Annotated in this window: 17 protein-coding genes, 1 pseudogene and 1 riboswitch; of the genes and pseudogenes, 11 read left to right on the top strand and 7 right to left on the bottom strand. The window is 73.9% G+C overall.

The window, feature by feature from the left end; translation table 11 throughout:
* Positions 1-60: 60 nt before the first annotated feature.
* Entirely contained in the window at positions 61-774 is a 714-nt protein-coding gene (locus ACFWXO_RS41430) for an IclR family transcriptional regulator (protein ID WP_380398676.1), read from the bottom strand.
* Between the two features lie 199 nt (positions 775-973).
* Positions 974-1,116: riboswitch (SAM riboswitch) on the bottom strand.
* A 117-nt stretch (positions 1,117-1,233) separates the two neighbouring features.
* On the opposite strand from ACFWXO_RS41430, the gene ACFWXO_RS41425 reads away from it, so the two are divergent.
* Both ACFWXO_RS41425 and ACFWXO_RS41420 read left to right on the top strand, forming a co-directional pair.
* Positions 1,234-1,527 (top strand): transporter suffix domain-containing protein, encoded by a 294-nt coding sequence (locus tag ACFWXO_RS41425; protein ID WP_380531425.1) that lies wholly within the window; start codon positions 1,234-1,236, stop codon positions 1,525-1,527.
* Between the two features lie 8 nt (positions 1,528-1,535).
* The gene (locus ACFWXO_RS41420; protein WP_380531422.1) at positions 1,536-1,991 is read left to right on the top strand and encodes a MarR family winged helix-turn-helix transcriptional regulator; all 456 of its coding nucleotides are present in this window, start codon (positions 1,536-1,538) and stop codon (positions 1,989-1,991) included.
* Positions 1,992-2,079: 88 nt separating this feature from the next.
* On the opposite strand, the gene ACFWXO_RS41415 is transcribed toward ACFWXO_RS41420, so the two are convergent.
* Complete coding sequence (locus ACFWXO_RS41415; RefSeq protein WP_380531419.1) at positions 2,080-2,316, bottom strand: hypothetical protein; 237 nt, start codon at positions 2,314-2,316, stop codon at positions 2,080-2,082.
* A gap of 15 nt (positions 2,317-2,331) precedes the next feature.
* A complete protein-coding gene (locus ACFWXO_RS41410) occupies positions 2,332-2,583 on the bottom strand; it encodes a hypothetical protein (protein WP_380531416.1) in 252 nt (83 codons plus the stop codon).
* Between the two features lie 149 nt (positions 2,584-2,732).
* Here ACFWXO_RS41410 and ACFWXO_RS41405 point away from each other — a divergent pair, with 149 nt between their 5' ends.
* The 7 genes from ACFWXO_RS41405 (at position 2,733) to ACFWXO_RS41375 (ending at position 11,926) form a co-directional block, all read left to right on the top strand.
* Complete coding sequence (locus ACFWXO_RS41405; RefSeq protein WP_380531413.1) at positions 2,733-2,990, top strand: hypothetical protein; 258 nt, start codon at positions 2,733-2,735, stop codon at positions 2,988-2,990.
* A 137-nt stretch (positions 2,991-3,127) separates the two neighbouring features.
* A complete protein-coding gene (locus tag ACFWXO_RS41400; protein ID WP_380398667.1) occupies positions 3,128-3,574 on the top strand; it encodes an SRPBCC domain-containing protein in 447 nt (148 codons plus the stop codon).
* Complete coding sequence (locus ACFWXO_RS41395) at positions 3,571-3,975, top strand: ArsR/SmtB family transcription factor (protein ID WP_380531409.1); 405 nt, start codon at positions 3,571-3,573, stop codon at positions 3,973-3,975. The genes ACFWXO_RS41400 and ACFWXO_RS41395 overlap by 4 nt, the downstream gene beginning before the upstream one ends.
* 217 nt (positions 3,976-4,192) lie before the next feature.
* Entirely contained in the window at positions 4,193-5,452 is a 1,260-nt protein-coding gene (locus tag ACFWXO_RS41390) for a hydroxymethylcytosylglucuronate/cytosylglucuronate synthase (RefSeq protein ID WP_380531406.1), read from the top strand.
* A gap of 152 nt (positions 5,453-5,604) precedes the next feature.
* Positions 5,605-7,029, top strand: coding sequence for a M1 family metallopeptidase (locus ACFWXO_RS41385; RefSeq protein ID WP_380531402.1), 1,425 nt, complete (start codon positions 5,605-5,607; stop codon positions 7,027-7,029).
* Positions 7,030-7,211: 182 nt separating this feature from the next.
* Positions 7,212-9,041: an RNA ligase family protein gene (locus ACFWXO_RS41380; RefSeq protein WP_380531399.1), complete on the top strand. Its 1,830-nt coding sequence runs from the start codon at positions 7,212-7,214 to the stop codon at positions 9,039-9,041.
* Positions 9,041-11,926 (top strand): poly(A) polymerase, encoded by a 2,886-nt coding sequence (locus ACFWXO_RS41375; protein ID WP_380531396.1) that lies wholly within the window; start codon positions 9,041-9,043, stop codon positions 11,924-11,926. The genes ACFWXO_RS41380 and ACFWXO_RS41375 overlap by 1 nt, the downstream gene beginning before the upstream one ends.
* Before the next feature lie 87 nt (positions 11,927-12,013).
* Here the strand turns inward: ACFWXO_RS41375 and ACFWXO_RS41370 are convergent, their stop codons facing one another.
* Positions 12,014-12,283, bottom strand: a complete 270-nt coding sequence (locus tag ACFWXO_RS41370; protein ID WP_360232567.1) for a hypothetical protein — start codon at positions 12,281-12,283, stop codon at positions 12,014-12,016.
* 184 nt (positions 12,284-12,467) lie between these two features.
* Positions 12,468-13,205, bottom strand: a complete 738-nt coding sequence (locus tag ACFWXO_RS41365) for a VOC family protein (protein ID WP_380531393.1) — start codon at positions 13,203-13,205, stop codon at positions 12,468-12,470.
* Positions 13,206-13,291: 86 nt separating this feature from the next.
* On the opposite strand from ACFWXO_RS41365, the pseudogene ACFWXO_RS41360 reads away from it, so the two are divergent.
* Positions 13,292-13,498 (top strand): annotated as a pseudogene (locus tag ACFWXO_RS41360) (transcriptional regulator); the annotation flags it as partial.
* Between the two features lie 119 nt (positions 13,499-13,617).
* On the opposite strand, the gene ACFWXO_RS41355 reads toward ACFWXO_RS41360, so the two are convergent.
* Both ACFWXO_RS41355 and ACFWXO_RS41350 read right to left on the bottom strand, forming a co-directional pair.
* Positions 13,618-13,908 carry a hypothetical protein gene (locus tag ACFWXO_RS41355; protein ID WP_380531390.1) on the bottom strand — a complete coding sequence of 97 codons (291 nt, stop codon included), beginning with the start codon at positions 13,906-13,908 and terminating at the stop codon, positions 13,618-13,620.
* Between the two features lie 157 nt (positions 13,909-14,065).
* On the bottom strand, positions 14,066-14,521 hold the full coding sequence (locus tag ACFWXO_RS41350) for a MarR family winged helix-turn-helix transcriptional regulator (protein WP_380398650.1): 456 nt from the start codon (positions 14,519-14,521) through the stop codon (positions 14,066-14,068).
* 147 nt (positions 14,522-14,668) lie between these two features.
* Here ACFWXO_RS41350 and ACFWXO_RS41345 point away from each other — a divergent pair, with 147 nt between their 5' ends.
* Positions 14,669-16,207 (top strand): MFS transporter, encoded by a 1,539-nt coding sequence (locus ACFWXO_RS41345; RefSeq protein WP_380531387.1) that lies wholly within the window; start codon positions 14,669-14,671, stop codon positions 16,205-16,207.
* Positions 16,208-16,329 lie beyond the last annotated feature (122 nt).

Below are 16,329 nucleotides of genomic sequence, written 5' to 3'. Positions count from 1 at the left end.
CGAGCGCTCGGGTCCGGTCCGGGCCCCGGACCGGTCACCCCACGTCAGCCGACGGCCCGGTCAGGGCCTGTTCAGTGCGTCCGTGAGGTGGCCCGCCGCCTCGATGACGGCCTGGGAGAGGCGGGCCCCCGGGTGCCGGCTGAGCCGTTCGATCGGCCCCGAGACGGATACGGCGGCCACCACCCGGCCGGCCGGGCCCCGCACGGGCGCGGAGACGGAGGCCACGCCGGGCTCGCGCTCGCCGATCGACTGGGCCCACCCCCGGCGCCGCACCCCGCTCAGCGCGGTGGCGGTGAACCGGGCGCCCTGGAGTCCGCGGTGGAGCCGCTCGGGCTCCTCCCAGGCCAGCAGGACCTGGGCGGCGGACCCGACCTTCATCGGCAGCGCGAGGCCCACGGGCACGGTGTCCCGCAGGCCGAAGAGGCGTTCGGCGGCCGCCACGCAGATCCGGACCTCGCCCTGCCGGCGGTACAGCTGGGCGGTCTCGCCGGTGACGTCGCGCAGGTGGGTGAGGACCGTGCCCGCCGCGGCCAGCAGGCGGTCCTCACCGGCCGCCGCCGAGAGCTCGGCGAGCCGCGGGCCGAGGACGAACCGGCCCTGGAGGTCCCGGCCGAGCAGCCGGTGGTGCTCCAGTGCGACGGCGATCCGGTGGGCGGTCGGCCGGGCCAGCCCGGTGGCGTCGACCAGCCCGGCCAAGGTGGCCGGACCGGCCTCCAGGGTGCCGAGGATCGAGGTGATCTTGTCGAGCACGCCGACGCCGCTCGTGTTCTCCATGGACGGGTACTCCAGTCTCAGATCCCGTGAGCGACGGGTGGGTACGGCTCACGGGCGCTCCGGTGGGGTGGGAGCGGGGTGGTCAGCGGAAACAGGCCTGCGGGAACAGCAGATCGCCTGCGCCGAGCACGAAACGGGTACGCGAAAGGGCCGGGGCGGGAAGCGCCCGGGCGAAGGACAGCACTGAGAGCACCGTGTCTCCTCATCTTCCCCGCGCCACGTTGGCGACAGGCCGGAGTTGGCACTGACCCCGGACGGCACGGCGCGTACTTCGGACGCCGGGTCGAACGGGGAGTTGCCGGGGCTTCGTAGGGCCGGTCCCTCCACCCCTCTGGATGATTCGCGAAGAACCATACAAGATTTCCCGGCCGCCCCGCCAAACCCTTTCCCGACCGCCCCTCGACCCGGAGCCCGCCGGGGTCCTTGACCACGGATGATTTAGATTTCTAAACTATTTCCATGACTGCGACCCCGGCCACCTCAGCGCCCCCGAAGAAGCCGCTCAGGTTCAGAATCGGCATCGCGCTCCTCATCCTGAGCGCCCTGACCTACGTGGCCGTCCTCGTCATCCTCTTCCTCCCGCTGGAGTCCGGCACCAAGGCCGCCGCCTTCGGCGGGACGCTCGTGGTCGCCGAGACCTGCGCCCTCATCGGCATGGCGGGCGTCGGCAAGGAGGCCGTCCGGGCGGTCCGGTCCCGCCTGGGGCTCAGGAGGCGCAGCCGCGCCGCCGAGCAGCCGCCGACCACGGACTGACGGGCCCGATGGACACCGGAGAAAGACCCGACAGCGCCGACCTACACGCCCGCATCACCCGGATCGACCGGCTCTTCGCGGACCTGTGGCTCCTCTCGGAACGGCACGCGCCCCGCTACGGCGACTTCGGGCTCACCGCCCAACAGCACCTTGTGCTCGGGCGGATCGTGGCCGACCCGGGCATCACCCCCAAGGACCTGGCCGAGCGCCTGGGCGTGTCCAGGGGCGCCGTCAGCCAGCACCTGGCGCGCCTGGAGGAGGACGGCTACCTCTCCCGGCAGCGCAGCCCCCAGGACGGACGCGTCCACGTCCTCCGCCTGGAGGCCCGCGGCGCGGCCTACCGGCAGGCCGTGCTCCGGTACGAGCGGGAGCTCCACGACGCCTACGTCGCGAAGCTCTCGGCCGCGGACATGGCGGAGATCGAGTCCGCACTCGGGAAGTTGAGGCGGGTGTTCGAGGACTGACGTCACCCGCCGTGGCCGCTACTCCGGATCGATCAGTCGGGACCGGTCACTTGGGGCCGGTCACTTGGGGCCGATCAGTGCAGACCGATCACTTGAGATCGATCACGAGGCCGCCCGTCCGCGCCTCTTCGTTCGTGACCTTCGTCCTCGGGTGCCAGAGCACCTGCACCGAGTAGGAGTCCGAACCGCCCGGCACGTCGGGCAGCACGATCGGGAACCGGCAGGCGGAGTCGTGGTACTCGCCCTGCCCCAGGGTGCCGGTCGCCACCACCCGGCCCGCCGCGTCGCGAACGGTCACCAGGGCGTCCTTGTCCACGTCGTCCAAGCCCCTGGCACCGTTTCAGGTACCCGACTTGGTGGGGTCGGAGGTGCTGATCCGTGCCTGGCCCACCAGCGTGAAGGGCTCGTCGTCCCCGGGTCCGGACAGGCCCCAGGCCAGTCCGACGGCGCCGGCGCCGACCACGAGTCCGGCAGCCGCGAACACCGCCGGGGCCTTCCAGGGCCGGAGCCGGGGCTCCTGCGCAGGCTCCGGCGGAGCCGCCTCCGTGGCGGGTATCGGAGCGACATTCTCTTCATACGATGCGTCAGACATTCGCACAGCATGGCATCGAGCGCTTCGCCCGACGAGGAGTTATCTCGACCGGGGCCTGCCCGCGCGGCCGCCACCGACCGGCCGTGCCGACCGGCCATGGGGGCTGGCCATGGGGCCGGCAGCCGTCGGGGCACGGAAGAATGGGGCGGGTGACCAGCACTCAGCCGCTCCCCCGGGGCCTCACCGCCCTCATCCCCGACGCCCGCACCCAGGCCACGCCCGGCGAGCGGGCCGCCTCCCAGCTCCTCCACCTGCGCGAGGCGACCGTGCCCGTGCCGGTCCTCGCCGCGGCCGCCGAGCTGATCACCCCGTTGCTGAAGGACCAGGACCCGGCCACCCGCGCCGCCGCCACCGCCGTCCACACCCGCCTGCTCACGGCCATCGAGGAGGCCACCCCCGGGCGGTAGCCGGCCGGGCGCGGCAGGGCGAGGGCCGAGCTCCTCCGCGACGAGCCCTCGCGAGGCGCAACCCTCGGGTTGCACCCGGCGGTGCGACGTGCAACTCTGGAGTTGCATCCACTGTCCGCAAGCGAAGGAGCTCCCTCATGAGCGAGGACCGGATCGAACGCGAGACCCTGATCGAGGCGCCCCTGGAGCGGGTCTGGTCCCTGGTGGCCGAGCCCGGCTTCTGGGTCGCCGACAAGGCGAGCCTGCCCGGCACCGTGGCCAGGGAGGGCGAGGAGCTGGTGGCCAGGAACCCGGAGTACGGCGACTTCCCGGTACGCGTGGAGAAGGTCGAGCCGCCGACCTACCTGGCCTACCGCTGGGCCAGCGCGTTCCCCGGCGAGGAACTGCGCGAGGACAACAGCACCCTCGTCGAGTTCACGCTGACCCCGGAGGACGGCAGGACGCGGCTGCGCGTGGTCGAGAGCGGCTTCGCGGCACTGGCCGGCTCCGAGGAACTGCGCGGCAAGGCGGTCGAGGACAACACCGGCGGCTGGCGCCAGGAGCTCGACGCGCTCAGGACGCGCGCCGAACAGCCCGCCACGTGACCGACGAACCCCACGGCGCCGCCGAGACGGTCGACACCGTCCTCACGGCCCTGGCCGACCCGACGCGACGCCGACTGCTCGAACTGGTCGCCGCACAGGGCGAGGCCACCGCGACGACGCTCGCCCGGCACCTTCCCGTCTCGCGCCAGGCCGTGGTCAAGCACCTCGCCGTCCTGGACGCCGCCGGACTGGTGAGCGGCGACCGCATCGGGCGCGAGGTGCGCTACACGGTGCGGCCCGCGGCGCTCGACGCCACGGCGCGTTGGATGGCCTCGCTCGCCGCCGACTGGGACCGCCGGCTGGCGCACATCAAGCGCCTCGCCGAGGCGGCGGAGCACGACTCCCGGACCACGCGTGACCACGCGTCACGCCCACCGGAACAGCCTCACGGAAGGGCCTGAGTGCGGCCGGTCGCCCAGCCTCCGGCCGGCCGACCGGCCGCCCGCCTGCCCATCCCTCCGCCCCTCCGTCCGTCCGTCAATGCACCGAGCGGGAACTTCACCTATCGGGGTGGTTAGGTCTCGCTTTTCCGTAGGTAGTCGAACCGCCCCTTCTCCGAGCGCCTGGTACGAATGCGGAGCGACAGAAGATCCGGTACGGGCGGGGGAGTTGACACGGATGCGGGCGAGGACAGGGATCACGAGGGCAGGGACCACGACGGCGGGCACCACGACGGTCGCCGTGGCCGGGGTCGAGTGCGGCTGGGGCAGTTCGGGGAAGTTGAGCGCGGTCCTGTCCGCCCTCCGGGCCCACAGCAGCAGGCGGCTGAGATTCATCGGCCTCGCCTCCGGGTTGGGCAGACCGCTGCTCGCCGAACAGCCGGTGGAGCGCTGGTTCGACCTCCCGGACGAGCGGTCCGACCAGGAGCTGGGCCGGATCGTCCGGGCGCAGCGGGTGCAGGCGGCACTGGTGGTGCTGGACGGTGTGCTGGCGAAGGCGTTGCGGGCCTGCGGGGTGCCGGTGGTGTTCGTGGACAGCCTGCCGTTCCTCTGGACGGACGGCGACCGGCCCGACCTCCCGCTGGACGCCGAGGTGTACTGCGCCCAGCGGTGCGTGGAACTGCCGCCGGAGGGCGTCGGGGTGCTGGCCGACGTGCACCGGCTGCGCTGGGTGGACGCCGTGATCGCCGACGGCGGCACCGCCCGCAGCAGCCCTCCCACGCCCCACCCTCGGCGCGCCCTGCTCAACCTCGGCGGGCTGCGCGCGCCCCACCTCACGGACTGGGCGAGCTATCCCCAGCTCGTGCTGCCCGCCGCGCTGGAGGCACTGACCGCGAGCGGGGTCACCGAGGTGCACATCGCGGGCAACCTGCCGGCCTGGCTGGCCGCGCAGTTGGTCGACTCCTGCGCCCACCCGCCCGTGACCACCGTCGGCGCCCTCCGCCACCAGGACTTCCTGCACCGCCTCGCCGACTGCGACGTCCTGCTCACCTCCCCCGGGCTGACCACCCTCCTGGAGGCCGGGCAGCTCGGCACCCCCACGCTCTGCCTGCCGCCGCAGAACCTCAGCCAGATCTTCAACGGCCGCTTCCACAGCCGGGTACTCGGCGCCGACGTCCGCCTGCGCTGGCCACCGGAGGTGTTCGACGAGGAGGAGGCACTGGCCCTGCGCGCCCACGGCGCGGGCAAGGCCCTCGACCTGATCCACGGCGGCATCGCCCGCGCCGCCGACCTCGGCCGCCACCGTACGGCTGCGGCCGTACGGGAAGGCCTGGTCGAGAAGCTCAGACAGTTGGCCTCCGTGGCTGCCACCGCTCCTCCCGCCCCGGACTGGACGGCGTTGACGAGCGCGGTCGGCACGGCCGGTGCGGCCCAGGTCGCCGACGCGCTGCTGCGGCTACTGGCCGAGTCCCCGGAAGCCGACCAGCCACTCCGCTGACCAGGCCGGATCACCCCGACGGAGGGCTGCCGCGTGTCCCCTGGCCGGTGGGGGCCGTTCTCAGGCTCGGTGCCGGCGACGCGCTGACCACCTCTCCGGCACCCACGCCTGCAGCCCTGCTTCCGACGTCCCCGAGGTTTCCGAGGTCCTCCATGATGAAGTCCACCGGCCCACCCTTCCGGCCGGTCACGTCCGCCCGGTTCACCACCACCGTCCAACGACTCCTCGACCGGCCCGGTGCACCCTCCCGCGCACGGCGCCTCCTCCCCCTGCTCGCTGTCCTCACCGTGCTCCTCTCGGTGGGCGCCGCGCCACCCGGCCGCGCCCCCTCCGACCCGACCCGCACCCCCGGCGCCCCCGCCTACACCGTGGAGTTGAGCAGCGACGCCACCGGAGCTCACTGGCGCGGCCACGAGCGGATCGTCTTCACCAACACCTCGCCCGAGCCCCTGCACGAGGTCTACCTGCGCCTCTGGGACAACTTCCGCGGCGGCTGCGCGACCCCGTCCGTCCGGGTGACCGGTCTGGACGGCACCGCGGAGGTCGACTGCACCGCGCTGCGCGTCCCGTTGGCCCACCCGCTGCACCAGGGCGCCTCCGACACGGTCGAGTTCGACCTCGGCGTCGACGTCCCCGACGGCCTCGACCGCTTCGGCCGGGACGGCGCGTTCAGCTTCATCGGCAACGCCCTGCCCGTCCTCGCCGTCCACGACGGATCGGGCTGGCACCTGGACCCGTACAGCGAGCTCGGCGAGTCGTTCTACGGCCTCGCCTCCGACTTCGCCGTCACCCTCGACCACCCCACCGAGGTCCTGGTGCCCGCCACCGGCACCGCCGTCGACACCCCCGGGCGCCCGGGCCGCACGGTCACCCGGATCGGCGCCCGGCAGGTCCGCGAGTTCGCCTGGGCCGCCGGGCCCTTCCACCGGATCGAGGGCCGGTCCGGCGACGGCGTCCGGGTCGCCGTCTACTCGGTCAGCAGCGTCTCCGCCGAGGACGCCCGCGCGATGCTGGACCTCTCCCTGCGGACCATCGACGACCACTCCGCCCGCTACGGCCCCTACCCGTACGGGGACGTCGCCACCGTCCTCGACGACGCCTTCGAGTTCGGCGGCATGGAGTACCCGGCCTTCGTCCTCGACCGGATCCGACCCTCCGCCGTCATCCACGAGCTGGCGCACCAGTGGTGGTACGGCATCGTCGGCGACGACCAGTACCGCGCACCCTGGCTGGACGAGTCCTTCGCCGAGTACGCCATGGACGTCGAGATGGGCCGGACGAAGGAGGGCTGCACCGCCGCGACTCCCTTCCGGAGCCCGGCCGAACGCCTCACCAATCCGATGAGCTACTGGGACACCCACCCCGACCGCTACGAGGCGGTCATCTACGACCACGGCTCCTGCGCCCTGCACGAACTGCGCCGGCTGATCGGCACGGACACGATGTCCGCGCTGCTGCACGACTACGTCCGCGCCCACTGGTTCGGCGTCTCCACCACCGCCGAGTTCAAGGCCGCCGCCCAGGCCGCGACGTCCGTCGACCTGACGCCCTTCTGGCAGGAGCACCGCATCGACTGATCCCCGACCCGCACCGGCCCCCTCCCGGCCCCTCCCGTTCCCGTACCCTCCCGTTCCCGTACCCGACCGAACCCCCGGCAGCAGTCCCGGCAAAGCCCCCACCAGCAGCTTTAATCGGTGGCCCTCCCGTCCCAGCGGCTCCTACAGTGGCCGCCGGATCAAGGACGTTCAGGGAGCCGAGCATGCGTGTGCACTACCCCCGGACGCCGCATCTCCCCTGGTCACCGGGGGCTGCGGCGGACGACGTACGGACCGGGGACGTCTCCGCCCTAGCCGGGGCGGAGATCGTGGTCACCGAGAAGCTGGACGGCGAGAACACCACCCTCTACCCCGACGGACTGCACGCCCGCTCGCTGGACTCCGCCCACCACCCCTCCCGCGCCTGGGTCAAGGGCCTGCAGAACCGGGTCGGCGCCCGCATCCCGGACGGCTGGCGGATCTGCGGCGAGAACCTGTTCGCCCGGCACTCCATCCCGTACACCGACCTGGACAGCTGGTTCTACGGCTTCTCGGTCTGGACGGACCGGGACGAGTGCCTCGACTGGGACGCCACCGTGCGTTTCCTGCGCCGCCTCGGCATCCCCACACCCCGGGTGCTCTGGCGCGGCCGCTTCGACGAACGGGCCCTGCGCGCCCTGCGCCTGGACCTCGACCGCCAGGAGGGATACGTGGTCCGGACCGTCCGGGGCTTCCCCCGGGGCGAGTTCGGCGTGCGGGTCGCCAAGTGGGTCCGCCCGGAGCACGTACGGACCGACACCCACTGGATGTACGCCGCCGTGGTGGAGAACGGCCTCGGTCCCGACGCCCCGCTCTGGGACATCCGGTCCGGCCGACTGCCCGAACTCCCGCTGCTGGCCGAGGCCTTGGACCTGCCCGAACTCACCACTGTGCCCGTCCCCTCCCCCACACCCGCACCCGCACCCGCACCCACACCCGTGCCCGTGCCCGTGCCCGGAGCCCCGACCGCCCCCGGCCCCGACCGCCGGTCGGAGGAGCTGGCCGACGTCTCCGCCCGCCTCGACGAGCTCGGCCGCACCGGCGACGCCCGTCTGGCCGGCGTGCTGGCCACCGCGCTGCGCTCCGCCCGCCGGGAGTCGCTCGCACCCCGGCTCGCCGACCGCCTGGGCCTGCCCCTGGCCCGCCGGGTCGCCGACCTGGTCGGACTGCACCCCGGCCTCCAGCAGCCGTACCCGGACACCGAGCGCCGCGCCGGGCTGGTCCGGCTCGCGAGCGCCGCCGACCTCGGGGTGCTGCACGCGGTGGCCGCGGCCACCGCCCCCTGGCCCGCCGAGCGCGAGCAGGTCGCCTGGTCGGCCCTGCACGCCGAGGACGCCGGACTGCTCGACCCCGACCCACTGGCCTGGCTGCGCACCGGCCTGCGCGAGGCTCTCGCCGACCTCGCCGCCGACGCACCGGACGCCGCCGACCGCTGCTGGGCCCAGGCCCGCGAGGCCTACGCCCTCGGCCGGATCAGCACCGTCGAGGAGGCGGTGGCCGCCACCTGGCGCTGGCGCGACGGCCGCTTCCCGCGGCTGGTCCACCTGAGCGGCCCGTCCGGCAGCGGCAAGAGCACCTTCGCGGCCGCCCTGCCCGGTGTCTCGGCCCGGATCAGCCTGGACGACCTGCGCGCCGCCCGCGGCTCGCGCGCCGACCAGCGCAACAACCCCGAGGTGCTGCGCACCGCCATGGCCCGGCTGGACTCCGCCCTGGCCGACCGGGCCGCCACCGTGGTCTGGGACGCCACCTCACTCAACCGCGAGCAGCGCTCCCACGTCCACGGCACCGCCCGGCGCCGCGACGCCCTGGTCACCCAGGTGGTGCTGCTGGTCGGCGAGCAGGAACTGCTGCGCCGCAACGCCGTCCGCCCGCACCCGGTACCGCCCGAGGTGCTCTCCGCCCAACTGCACCGCTTCAACCCGCCCTACCCCGGCCAGGCACACCGCACCTGGTACGTCGGCGCCGGTGGCACCGTGGAGGACACGGCGGGAACGCTCGACTCCGAGGAGGACTGATGCGCCCCATCGAACAGGTCTGCCAGCGGATCCGCTGGGACGCCCGCTTCGACCCGGCCCGGTTCACCCTGGGCGTGCGCCAGCGCGACGACCGCATCGCGCGCGTCCCGTTGGAGGCCTTCCTGGCGTCCGGCGAGATCCCCTGGCACCGGGTGTACCAGGTCGAGGCCGACGGCGTCGTGGTGTGGGACCGCTCCACCGGCGTGGACGACCTCGACACCACCGAGGCCGGGCACCGCGCCGAACCGCGCCACCTGCCCGCGCCCTTCTTCACCGCCACCACCCCGTACGCCTGGCGGCCGGACGGCGGCTGGCAGCCCCACCACACCGCGGACGGCACCACGGACGGAACCGGCCCGACCGCCGCCACCGGCACCGGTACTCCCGCCACCACCACAGACATTCCCACCGCCACCGGCACCCTGCGCGTGGTCACCTGGAACACCCTGTGGGACCGCTACGACGCCGACCGGATCGCCACCGCCCGCCGCCGACCGCTGCTGCTCGCCGAGCTGGCGGCCGCCGACGCCGACGTCATCGCGCTCCAGGAGGTCGAGCCCGCCCTGGTCGTCCAGCTGCTGGCGGAGCCCTGGGTCCGGGAGCGCTACGTCCTCGGCACCGACCCCTCCGGCCGCGACGTGCCCGAGTACGGCCTGCTGGTGCTCAGCCGTCTCCCCGTCCTGGAGGCCGGCCGGCACGCGCTGGGCCCGCACAAGGCCGTCACGGCCGTCACCGTCCGGGCCGCCGACGCGCCGCTGACCGTCGCCGCCGTCCACCTCAGCAGCGACCACTCGACGGACGGCCCGGCCCGCCGCCAGGCCGAACTCACCCGGCTGGCCGAGGGCCTGGCCGGCGTCGAAGGAGAACTGCTGCTGCTCGGCGACTTCAACGACGCCCGCTCCGGACCGGACGGCCCCGCCACGGCACTCGGCCTCCGGGACGCCTGGACCCAGGTGCACGGCCGGGGCGACGACACCCCCACCTTCGACCCGACCGTCAACCCGCTCGCCGCCGTCTCCTCCCTCACCGGCCGCCCGGGCCGGATCGACCGCGTCCTGTACCGCGCCGACCGGGCCGCTGTCACCGCCGCCGCCCTGCTCGGCGACCGGCCCACCGCCGACGGCCTCCACCCCTCCGACCACTACGGCCTGGTCGTCGACCTCGCCCTCGCCCTCGACGGTGCCGCCTCCCCGGACTCCCTGGACGCCGCGCCCACCGCCCGGACGGCCGTCGCCTGGCTCCCGCCCGAGGAGCTGTGGCCGCCCATCCAGGACCTGCGCGCCGCGTACGACCCGCAGCTGCGCCGCTGGCCCCCGCACGTCAACCTGCTGTTCGGCTTCGTGCCGGAGTCCGCGTTCGACCGCGCGCTGCCACTGCTCGGCGCGGCCGCCGCCGAGGTGGCCCCCTTCACCGCCCGGCTGGAGGGCGTGCACACCTTCGGCCACCGCGAGGACGCGACGATCTGGCTGGACCCGGCCGCCACTGCGGCCGACCCCTGGGCGGCACTGCGGCACGCCCTCGAAGGCCGGTTCCCCCGCTGCCGGGGCCGCGCCGAGGGGTACACCCCGCACCTGAGCCTCGGGCGCAGCGACGACCCCCAGCGGGTGGCCGCCGACTGCGCCGCCCGGCTGCGCGGGACGGACGCCCTGGTCGGCGAGCTGGTGGTGCTGTCCCGCCGGGGCGAGGAGCCGATGCGCCCGCGCGCGGTGGTCACCCTGGGAACGGGCCAGGTGCGGGTGCTCCCGGCGGAGCCGACGGTGTCGCTCCACCCCGAGCCCCCGCAACGCACCGCCGTCGCGGACGAGTTGGCCCGCCGACTGACCGCCGCGCTGCCCGAGGGGGTCGTCCACCAGGTCGGCTCGCGGCGGCTCGGCTGCCAGCTGGACGGCGGCGACCTGGACCTGGTGGCGGCGCTGCCCGGCCCGGCGGACCTTCCCGGGGTGCTGGCCCGGGTGGCGACGGCCCTGCCGCAGGCCCGTCGGCTCCGCGAGGTGCGCGGCGCCCGGGTGCCGGGGCTGCGGCTGGAGGCGGACGGGCTGACCGTCGACCTCGCCGTAGTGTTCACCGGCGTCCTCGACCCCGCCGAGGCGGTCGCCCGGCGCACCGAACTGGGCGAGGCGGCGGCCGTCGCACTGAGCGCGGTCACCGACGCCGAGGCGATCCGCTCCGCGCTCGGCGAGCAACGGCCGCGGTTCGTCCGACTGGCCCGGCAGGTCAAGTCCTGGGCCCGGGCCCGCGGCCTGGACGGCGCGCCGTTCGGCCAACTGCCCTCGCTCGCCTGGTCGGTGCTCGCCGCCCGGACCGTCCTCGACCTGCCGGACACTCCCGAGGACGACCTGTTCCAGCGCTTCACCGAGACCTGGGCCTCCTGGGACTGGCGCCAACCCGTCACCCTCACCGCGGAACCCGCCGCCGGACCGACCGGGGGCCCGCTGACCGTGCTCACCCCCTCCACCCCCGTCCGCAGCTGCACCACCCAGGTGGGACCGGACACCAGGGACCAACTCACCGAGGAGCTCTACCGCGCCTGGGAACTCACCACCACCGACCCCGACCCCTGGCCCGCCCTGCTCACCCCGCCCCCGCTGCACCGCCGCCACGCCGCCTGGGCCGTGGTCTCCGCCGACCAGGAGTCCGTCGGCCCGGCGCGCGGCCGCCTCCGCAGCCTCCTCGCCGCCCTGGAGGAGGCCGGTGCCACCGGGCTCCACGCCTGGCCCCAGCCGTACCGGACCCGCGACGGCCGCACCCACTTCCCGATCGGCCTCGGCCCCGCCCCGCTCCCCCGCGCCGAGCTCGCCGCGGTGGCCGCCGCCTGGTCCCGCGGCCTGCCGGGCGTGCGGGTCGACCACGTCGAGGGCGGCGCCGTCCCGACCCTCACCCGCTGACCCGGCCCCCGGGGCCACCGAGCCCGGAGACGACCGAACCCGCCCGGCGGATGTCCACCGGGCGGGCTCGTCAGCTCCTGCGCAGGATCAACAGCTGTGCGCCGAGGCGGGGCGCGAGGCCGCGATGTACGGCTTGCCGCTGATGTGCGCGACGACGTCGGCCGGGCAGGACGCGATCCAGGCGGCGCCCGTGGCGTGGTTCTTGACCTTGGCGTCGCTGCAGTACACGTCGCGGTCGGCGGTCTTGAAGCACTGGAAGCCGGGGTAGCCGCCGCCCGCCGCCGTGGCGGTGTTGACGCCGGCGAACAGGCCGACCGCGGTGAGCAGGGCGACGGGCAGAGCGGTACGCATCCTCATGGGTTCTCCCATTGGTTCGTACGGACAGTGCGCCGATCCTGGCACCGCGGTTCCGGGCCCGACAACGATGCACGTCATGTTCGCGTCAATCCAATCGGGGGTGAACCGTTCACCGCCCGGCCCCGTCACCCGGCCCCCTCCTACCGGCCGCCGGCCCGAGTACGACCGGCACCCCCACCGCGCCTCAGCGCGGACTGAGCAGGCAGAACTCGTTGCCCTCCGGGTCGACCAGGATCCTCCAGGAGATCGAGGACTGGTCGATCCCGGGGTCGGTGGCACCGAGGGCGCGCAGCCGGGCCTCCTCCGCCGCCGGGTCGTCCCCGCGGTAGGGGCTGACGTCGAGATGGACGCGATTCCACCCGCTCTTGGCATCGGACGTGCGGATGAACTCCAGGTACGGGCCGACGCCCCGGGCGGAACGCATCGACGCGAAACCGTCGGCGACCTCGTGCACCGTCCAGTCCATCGCTTCCCCCCAGAACCCGGCCATTCCTCGCGGGTCGGCGCAGTCGACCACCACCGCGGCGATCGGCCCGGTGTCCCGGTACACCTCGCGGGGCTCCAGGACGCAGAACTCGTTGCCCTCCGGATCGGCCATGACCGTCCAGGGCACGTCACCCTGCCCCACGTCCGCGAGCGTGGCGCCGAGGCCCTTCAAGCGCGCCACCAGTTCCGCCTGGTGGGCGGCCGAGGTGGTGGCCAGGTCGAGGTGGACCCGGTTCTTCACCGTCTTGGGTTCCTCGCTGACGACCAAGTCGATGCAGACCGCCGCCGGGTCGGGATAGGCGAAGCCCACGGGTTCGAGGTTGGTCACGCCGGGCGCCTCGCTGTCGATGCCCCAGCCGAGCGCCTCCGCCCAGAACCGGCCGAGCGCCGCATCGTCCCGGGCCTTCATGTTGATCTGCACGAGTCTCGTCGCCATGCCGAAGATCCTAGAAGGCCCCGCTCCGGAAAGATCAGGAATATTCATTGCGCAGTTTTCATCGCGCAACATTCCTTTCGGATCCGCCCTCCCTGGTCAGCTATCACCTGCGCAAGCTGGCCGAGCACGGCTTCGCCACCGAGGCGGCCACCCGGAGCGGCGACGGACGCGAGCGCTGGTGGCAGGTCTCCTCCGAGGAGGGCTGGAGCTTCCGCGAGTCGGACCTCTCCGGCACGCCCGAGGGCGCGGCCGCAGTCGGCGCCGTCAGCCGCAGCCTGGTCGACAGCCCCGTCCGAACCGCCGAACTCCCCCGCCGCTGACGCCCCCGACGCCGCACCCCGCCCACGGCCCACAACCGGGCACGGCCAGACATCACTTGACCAGGCGGAAGCTGGCCTCGGCGAGGCCGTCCTCAGAACTGCTTGAGGCTGTCCCGGAGCAGGCGCAGGATCTTCCGCCAGGGCTTGGCGGTGTCGCGCCACTCCTTCTCGGCCTCGACGCTGGCACGCGTGCAGGCGAACTTCTTGTCGGTGGTGGTGCGGACCATGTCGATCCGGTGGGTGACGCACGTCAACGTGTTCAGGTGGTACTCCCCGACACCGAGGTAGGACGCCGTCTCCTCCTGGGTCAGCCAGGGACCGTCCGGCGGCAGCGCGTGGTAGGGGAAGGGTATCTGCGGGAGACGGTCCGTCCAGGTCTTCACCAGGGCATTATTGCCGACCGCGAACCGACGGTTCGTTCCAGCACTACCGCTGGAACGTACCTCTGGGTGTGCGAGCCGCGCGGTCAGGAACTCGACGTCGCCGACGTGGCCGTACCAGCGGCCGCCGTCCCCGCGAACCGCCTTGCGGGGTGCGGCCTCAGGGCCGGGGCCAGGGCCGGCCGTCGAGGCGTTCGATGCCGGTGTTGAAGCGGCGCAGGTAGTCGGCGAAGCCGGCGATGTCGGCGTCCGACCAGTCGGACATCACCAGGTCGAGGGCGCGGACGTGGGCGCCGCGTTCCTCGTCCAGGCGGCGGCGGCCCTCGTCGGTGAGGCGGAACTTGCGGGCCATCCCGCCGTCGGGGTCGGGGATGCGCTCCAGCAGGCCGGCGCCCGTGAGCCCGGCGGTCTGCCGGTTGAGGGTGGAGACGTCGAGGCCGAAGGCATCGCTGAGCTGGCCGATGGACATCGGCCCCTGGGCCTCGACCCGGCTGAGCAGGATGTACGCGCTGCGCTCGAGTTGGCTGCCCTCGGGGCGGTTGCCGACCTGGCCGAGGTCGCGGTGACGGGCGAACACCAGGAATTCGAGGGCGACCTGGTGCGTGGGGCTGGTCATGTCGAAGTCCTTCCATCGCCCGCTCGACCTGCGGATTCCTCATTGATCGCGACCATCAGTATGCCAGAGGAGTGCAGCGCCCACATGATGTGCACGGCGCACAAGAGGGGTATGCTCCCAGCGATGTGCATGATGCACATCTCATGCATGGAGCACATTCGCCCGCCGAGCCCCAGGAGGCCCGCCATCGACGGCCCCGCCCCCACCCTCCGTACCGGTCCGATCGTCGCCACGCTCGCCTTCACCGGCACCGTCGCCGCGATCATGCAGACCCTGGTCACCCCGCTGATCAGCGAGCTGCCCCAACTGCTGCTCACCACCCCGTCCAACGCCTCCTGGGTGATCACCGCGACGCTGCTCTCCGCCGCCGTCTTCGTCCCGATCATCGGGCGCCTCGGCGACGTCCTGGGCAGGCGGACGATGCTGATCGCCTCCTGCGTCCCGCTGCTGCTCGGCTCCGTGCTGTGCGCGCTCTCCTCCTCCGTGCTGCCGATGATCGCCGGACGCGCCCTCCAGGGCATCGGCATGGGGTTGGTGCCGCTCGGCATCAGCCTGCTGCGCGACGTCCTGCCGCCCGAGCGGCTCGGCTCCGCGATCGCCCTGGTCAGCGCCTCGATGGGGATCGGTGGCGGCCTCGGCCTGCCGATCGCCGCCGCCGTCGCCGACTACGCCAGCTGGCGCGCCCTGTTCTGGGGCACGGCCGTCCTGACCGTCGTCATCATCGGCATGATCCGGACGGTCGTACCGGCACCAGCACCGGCACCCGCACCGACCCAGGCCCCAGCAGCGGCCACCCGACCGAGCGCCACCCGCTTCGACTTCATCGGTGCCGCCGGACTCAGCGTCGGCCTGGTCTGCCTGCTGCTGCCGGTCTCCAAGGGCGGCGACTGGGGCTGGGGCAGCACCCGCACCCTCGGCCTGTTCACCGCCGCCGCGGCCGTACTGCTGCTCTGGGCCCGCTGGGAACTGCGGGTCACCGCGCCGCTGGTCGACCTGCGGGTGACCGCCCGCCCGCGGGTGCTGCTCACCAACGCCGCGTCCGTCCTGGTCGGCTTCGGCATGTACGCCCAGGCGCTGATCGTGCCCCAGTTGCTGCAACTGCCGAAGGCCACCGGCTACGGCCTCGGGCAGTCGATGCTGGCGATGGGCCTGTGGATGGCACCGGGCGGTCTGATGATGATGCTCGTCTCCCCGCTGGGCGGACGCCTTTCCGCCGCGCGCGGTCCCAAGTTCACCCTGGTCGTCGGCGCGCTCGCGATCGCGGCCGGCTACGGGCTCGCCCTGCCGCTGATGGGCTCCACCTGGGGCGTGCTGACCGCCACCCTCGTCTCCAACGGCGGCGTGGGGCTGGCGTACGGCGCGATGCCCGCCCTGATCATGAGCGCGGTGCCGCTGTCCTCGACGGCCTCCGCCAACAGCTTCAACACCCTGATGCGTTCCCTGGGCACCTCGGTGTCGGCGGCGGTCGTCGGCGTGGTGCTGTCCCAGCTGACCACCACCCTGGGCGGCCGCACCCTGCCCTCGGAGGGCGGATTCCGGGTCGGCCTGGTGCTCGGCTGCGGTGTCGCCCTGCTCGCGGCCGCCGTCGCCGCCGCGATCCCCGCCCCGCCGATCGCCGCCACCGCGCCCGACCGGCCCGCCGCCGACCCGAGGGCCGGCGAGGCGCAGAACACCGCCACCGCCTGAGCCCGGCCCGCGCCCGAGCGGCCCGAGCGGCCCAAGCCCCCAACCCCAACCCCAGCCCCGACCCCCGGTGGCCCGGGCGGTCCCGCCCCACGACCGCCGGGGCCACCGGCACGGAATTGGCC

Origin of the sequence: Kitasatospora sp. NPDC059088 (genome assembly GCF_042738155.1) — a bacterium.
Lineage (GTDB): Bacteria > Actinomycetota > Actinomycetes > Streptomycetales > Streptomycetaceae > Kitasatospora.
The sequence above is the reverse complement of the archived record's forward strand: the minus strand, read 5'-3'. Positions and strand labels throughout refer to the sequence as shown.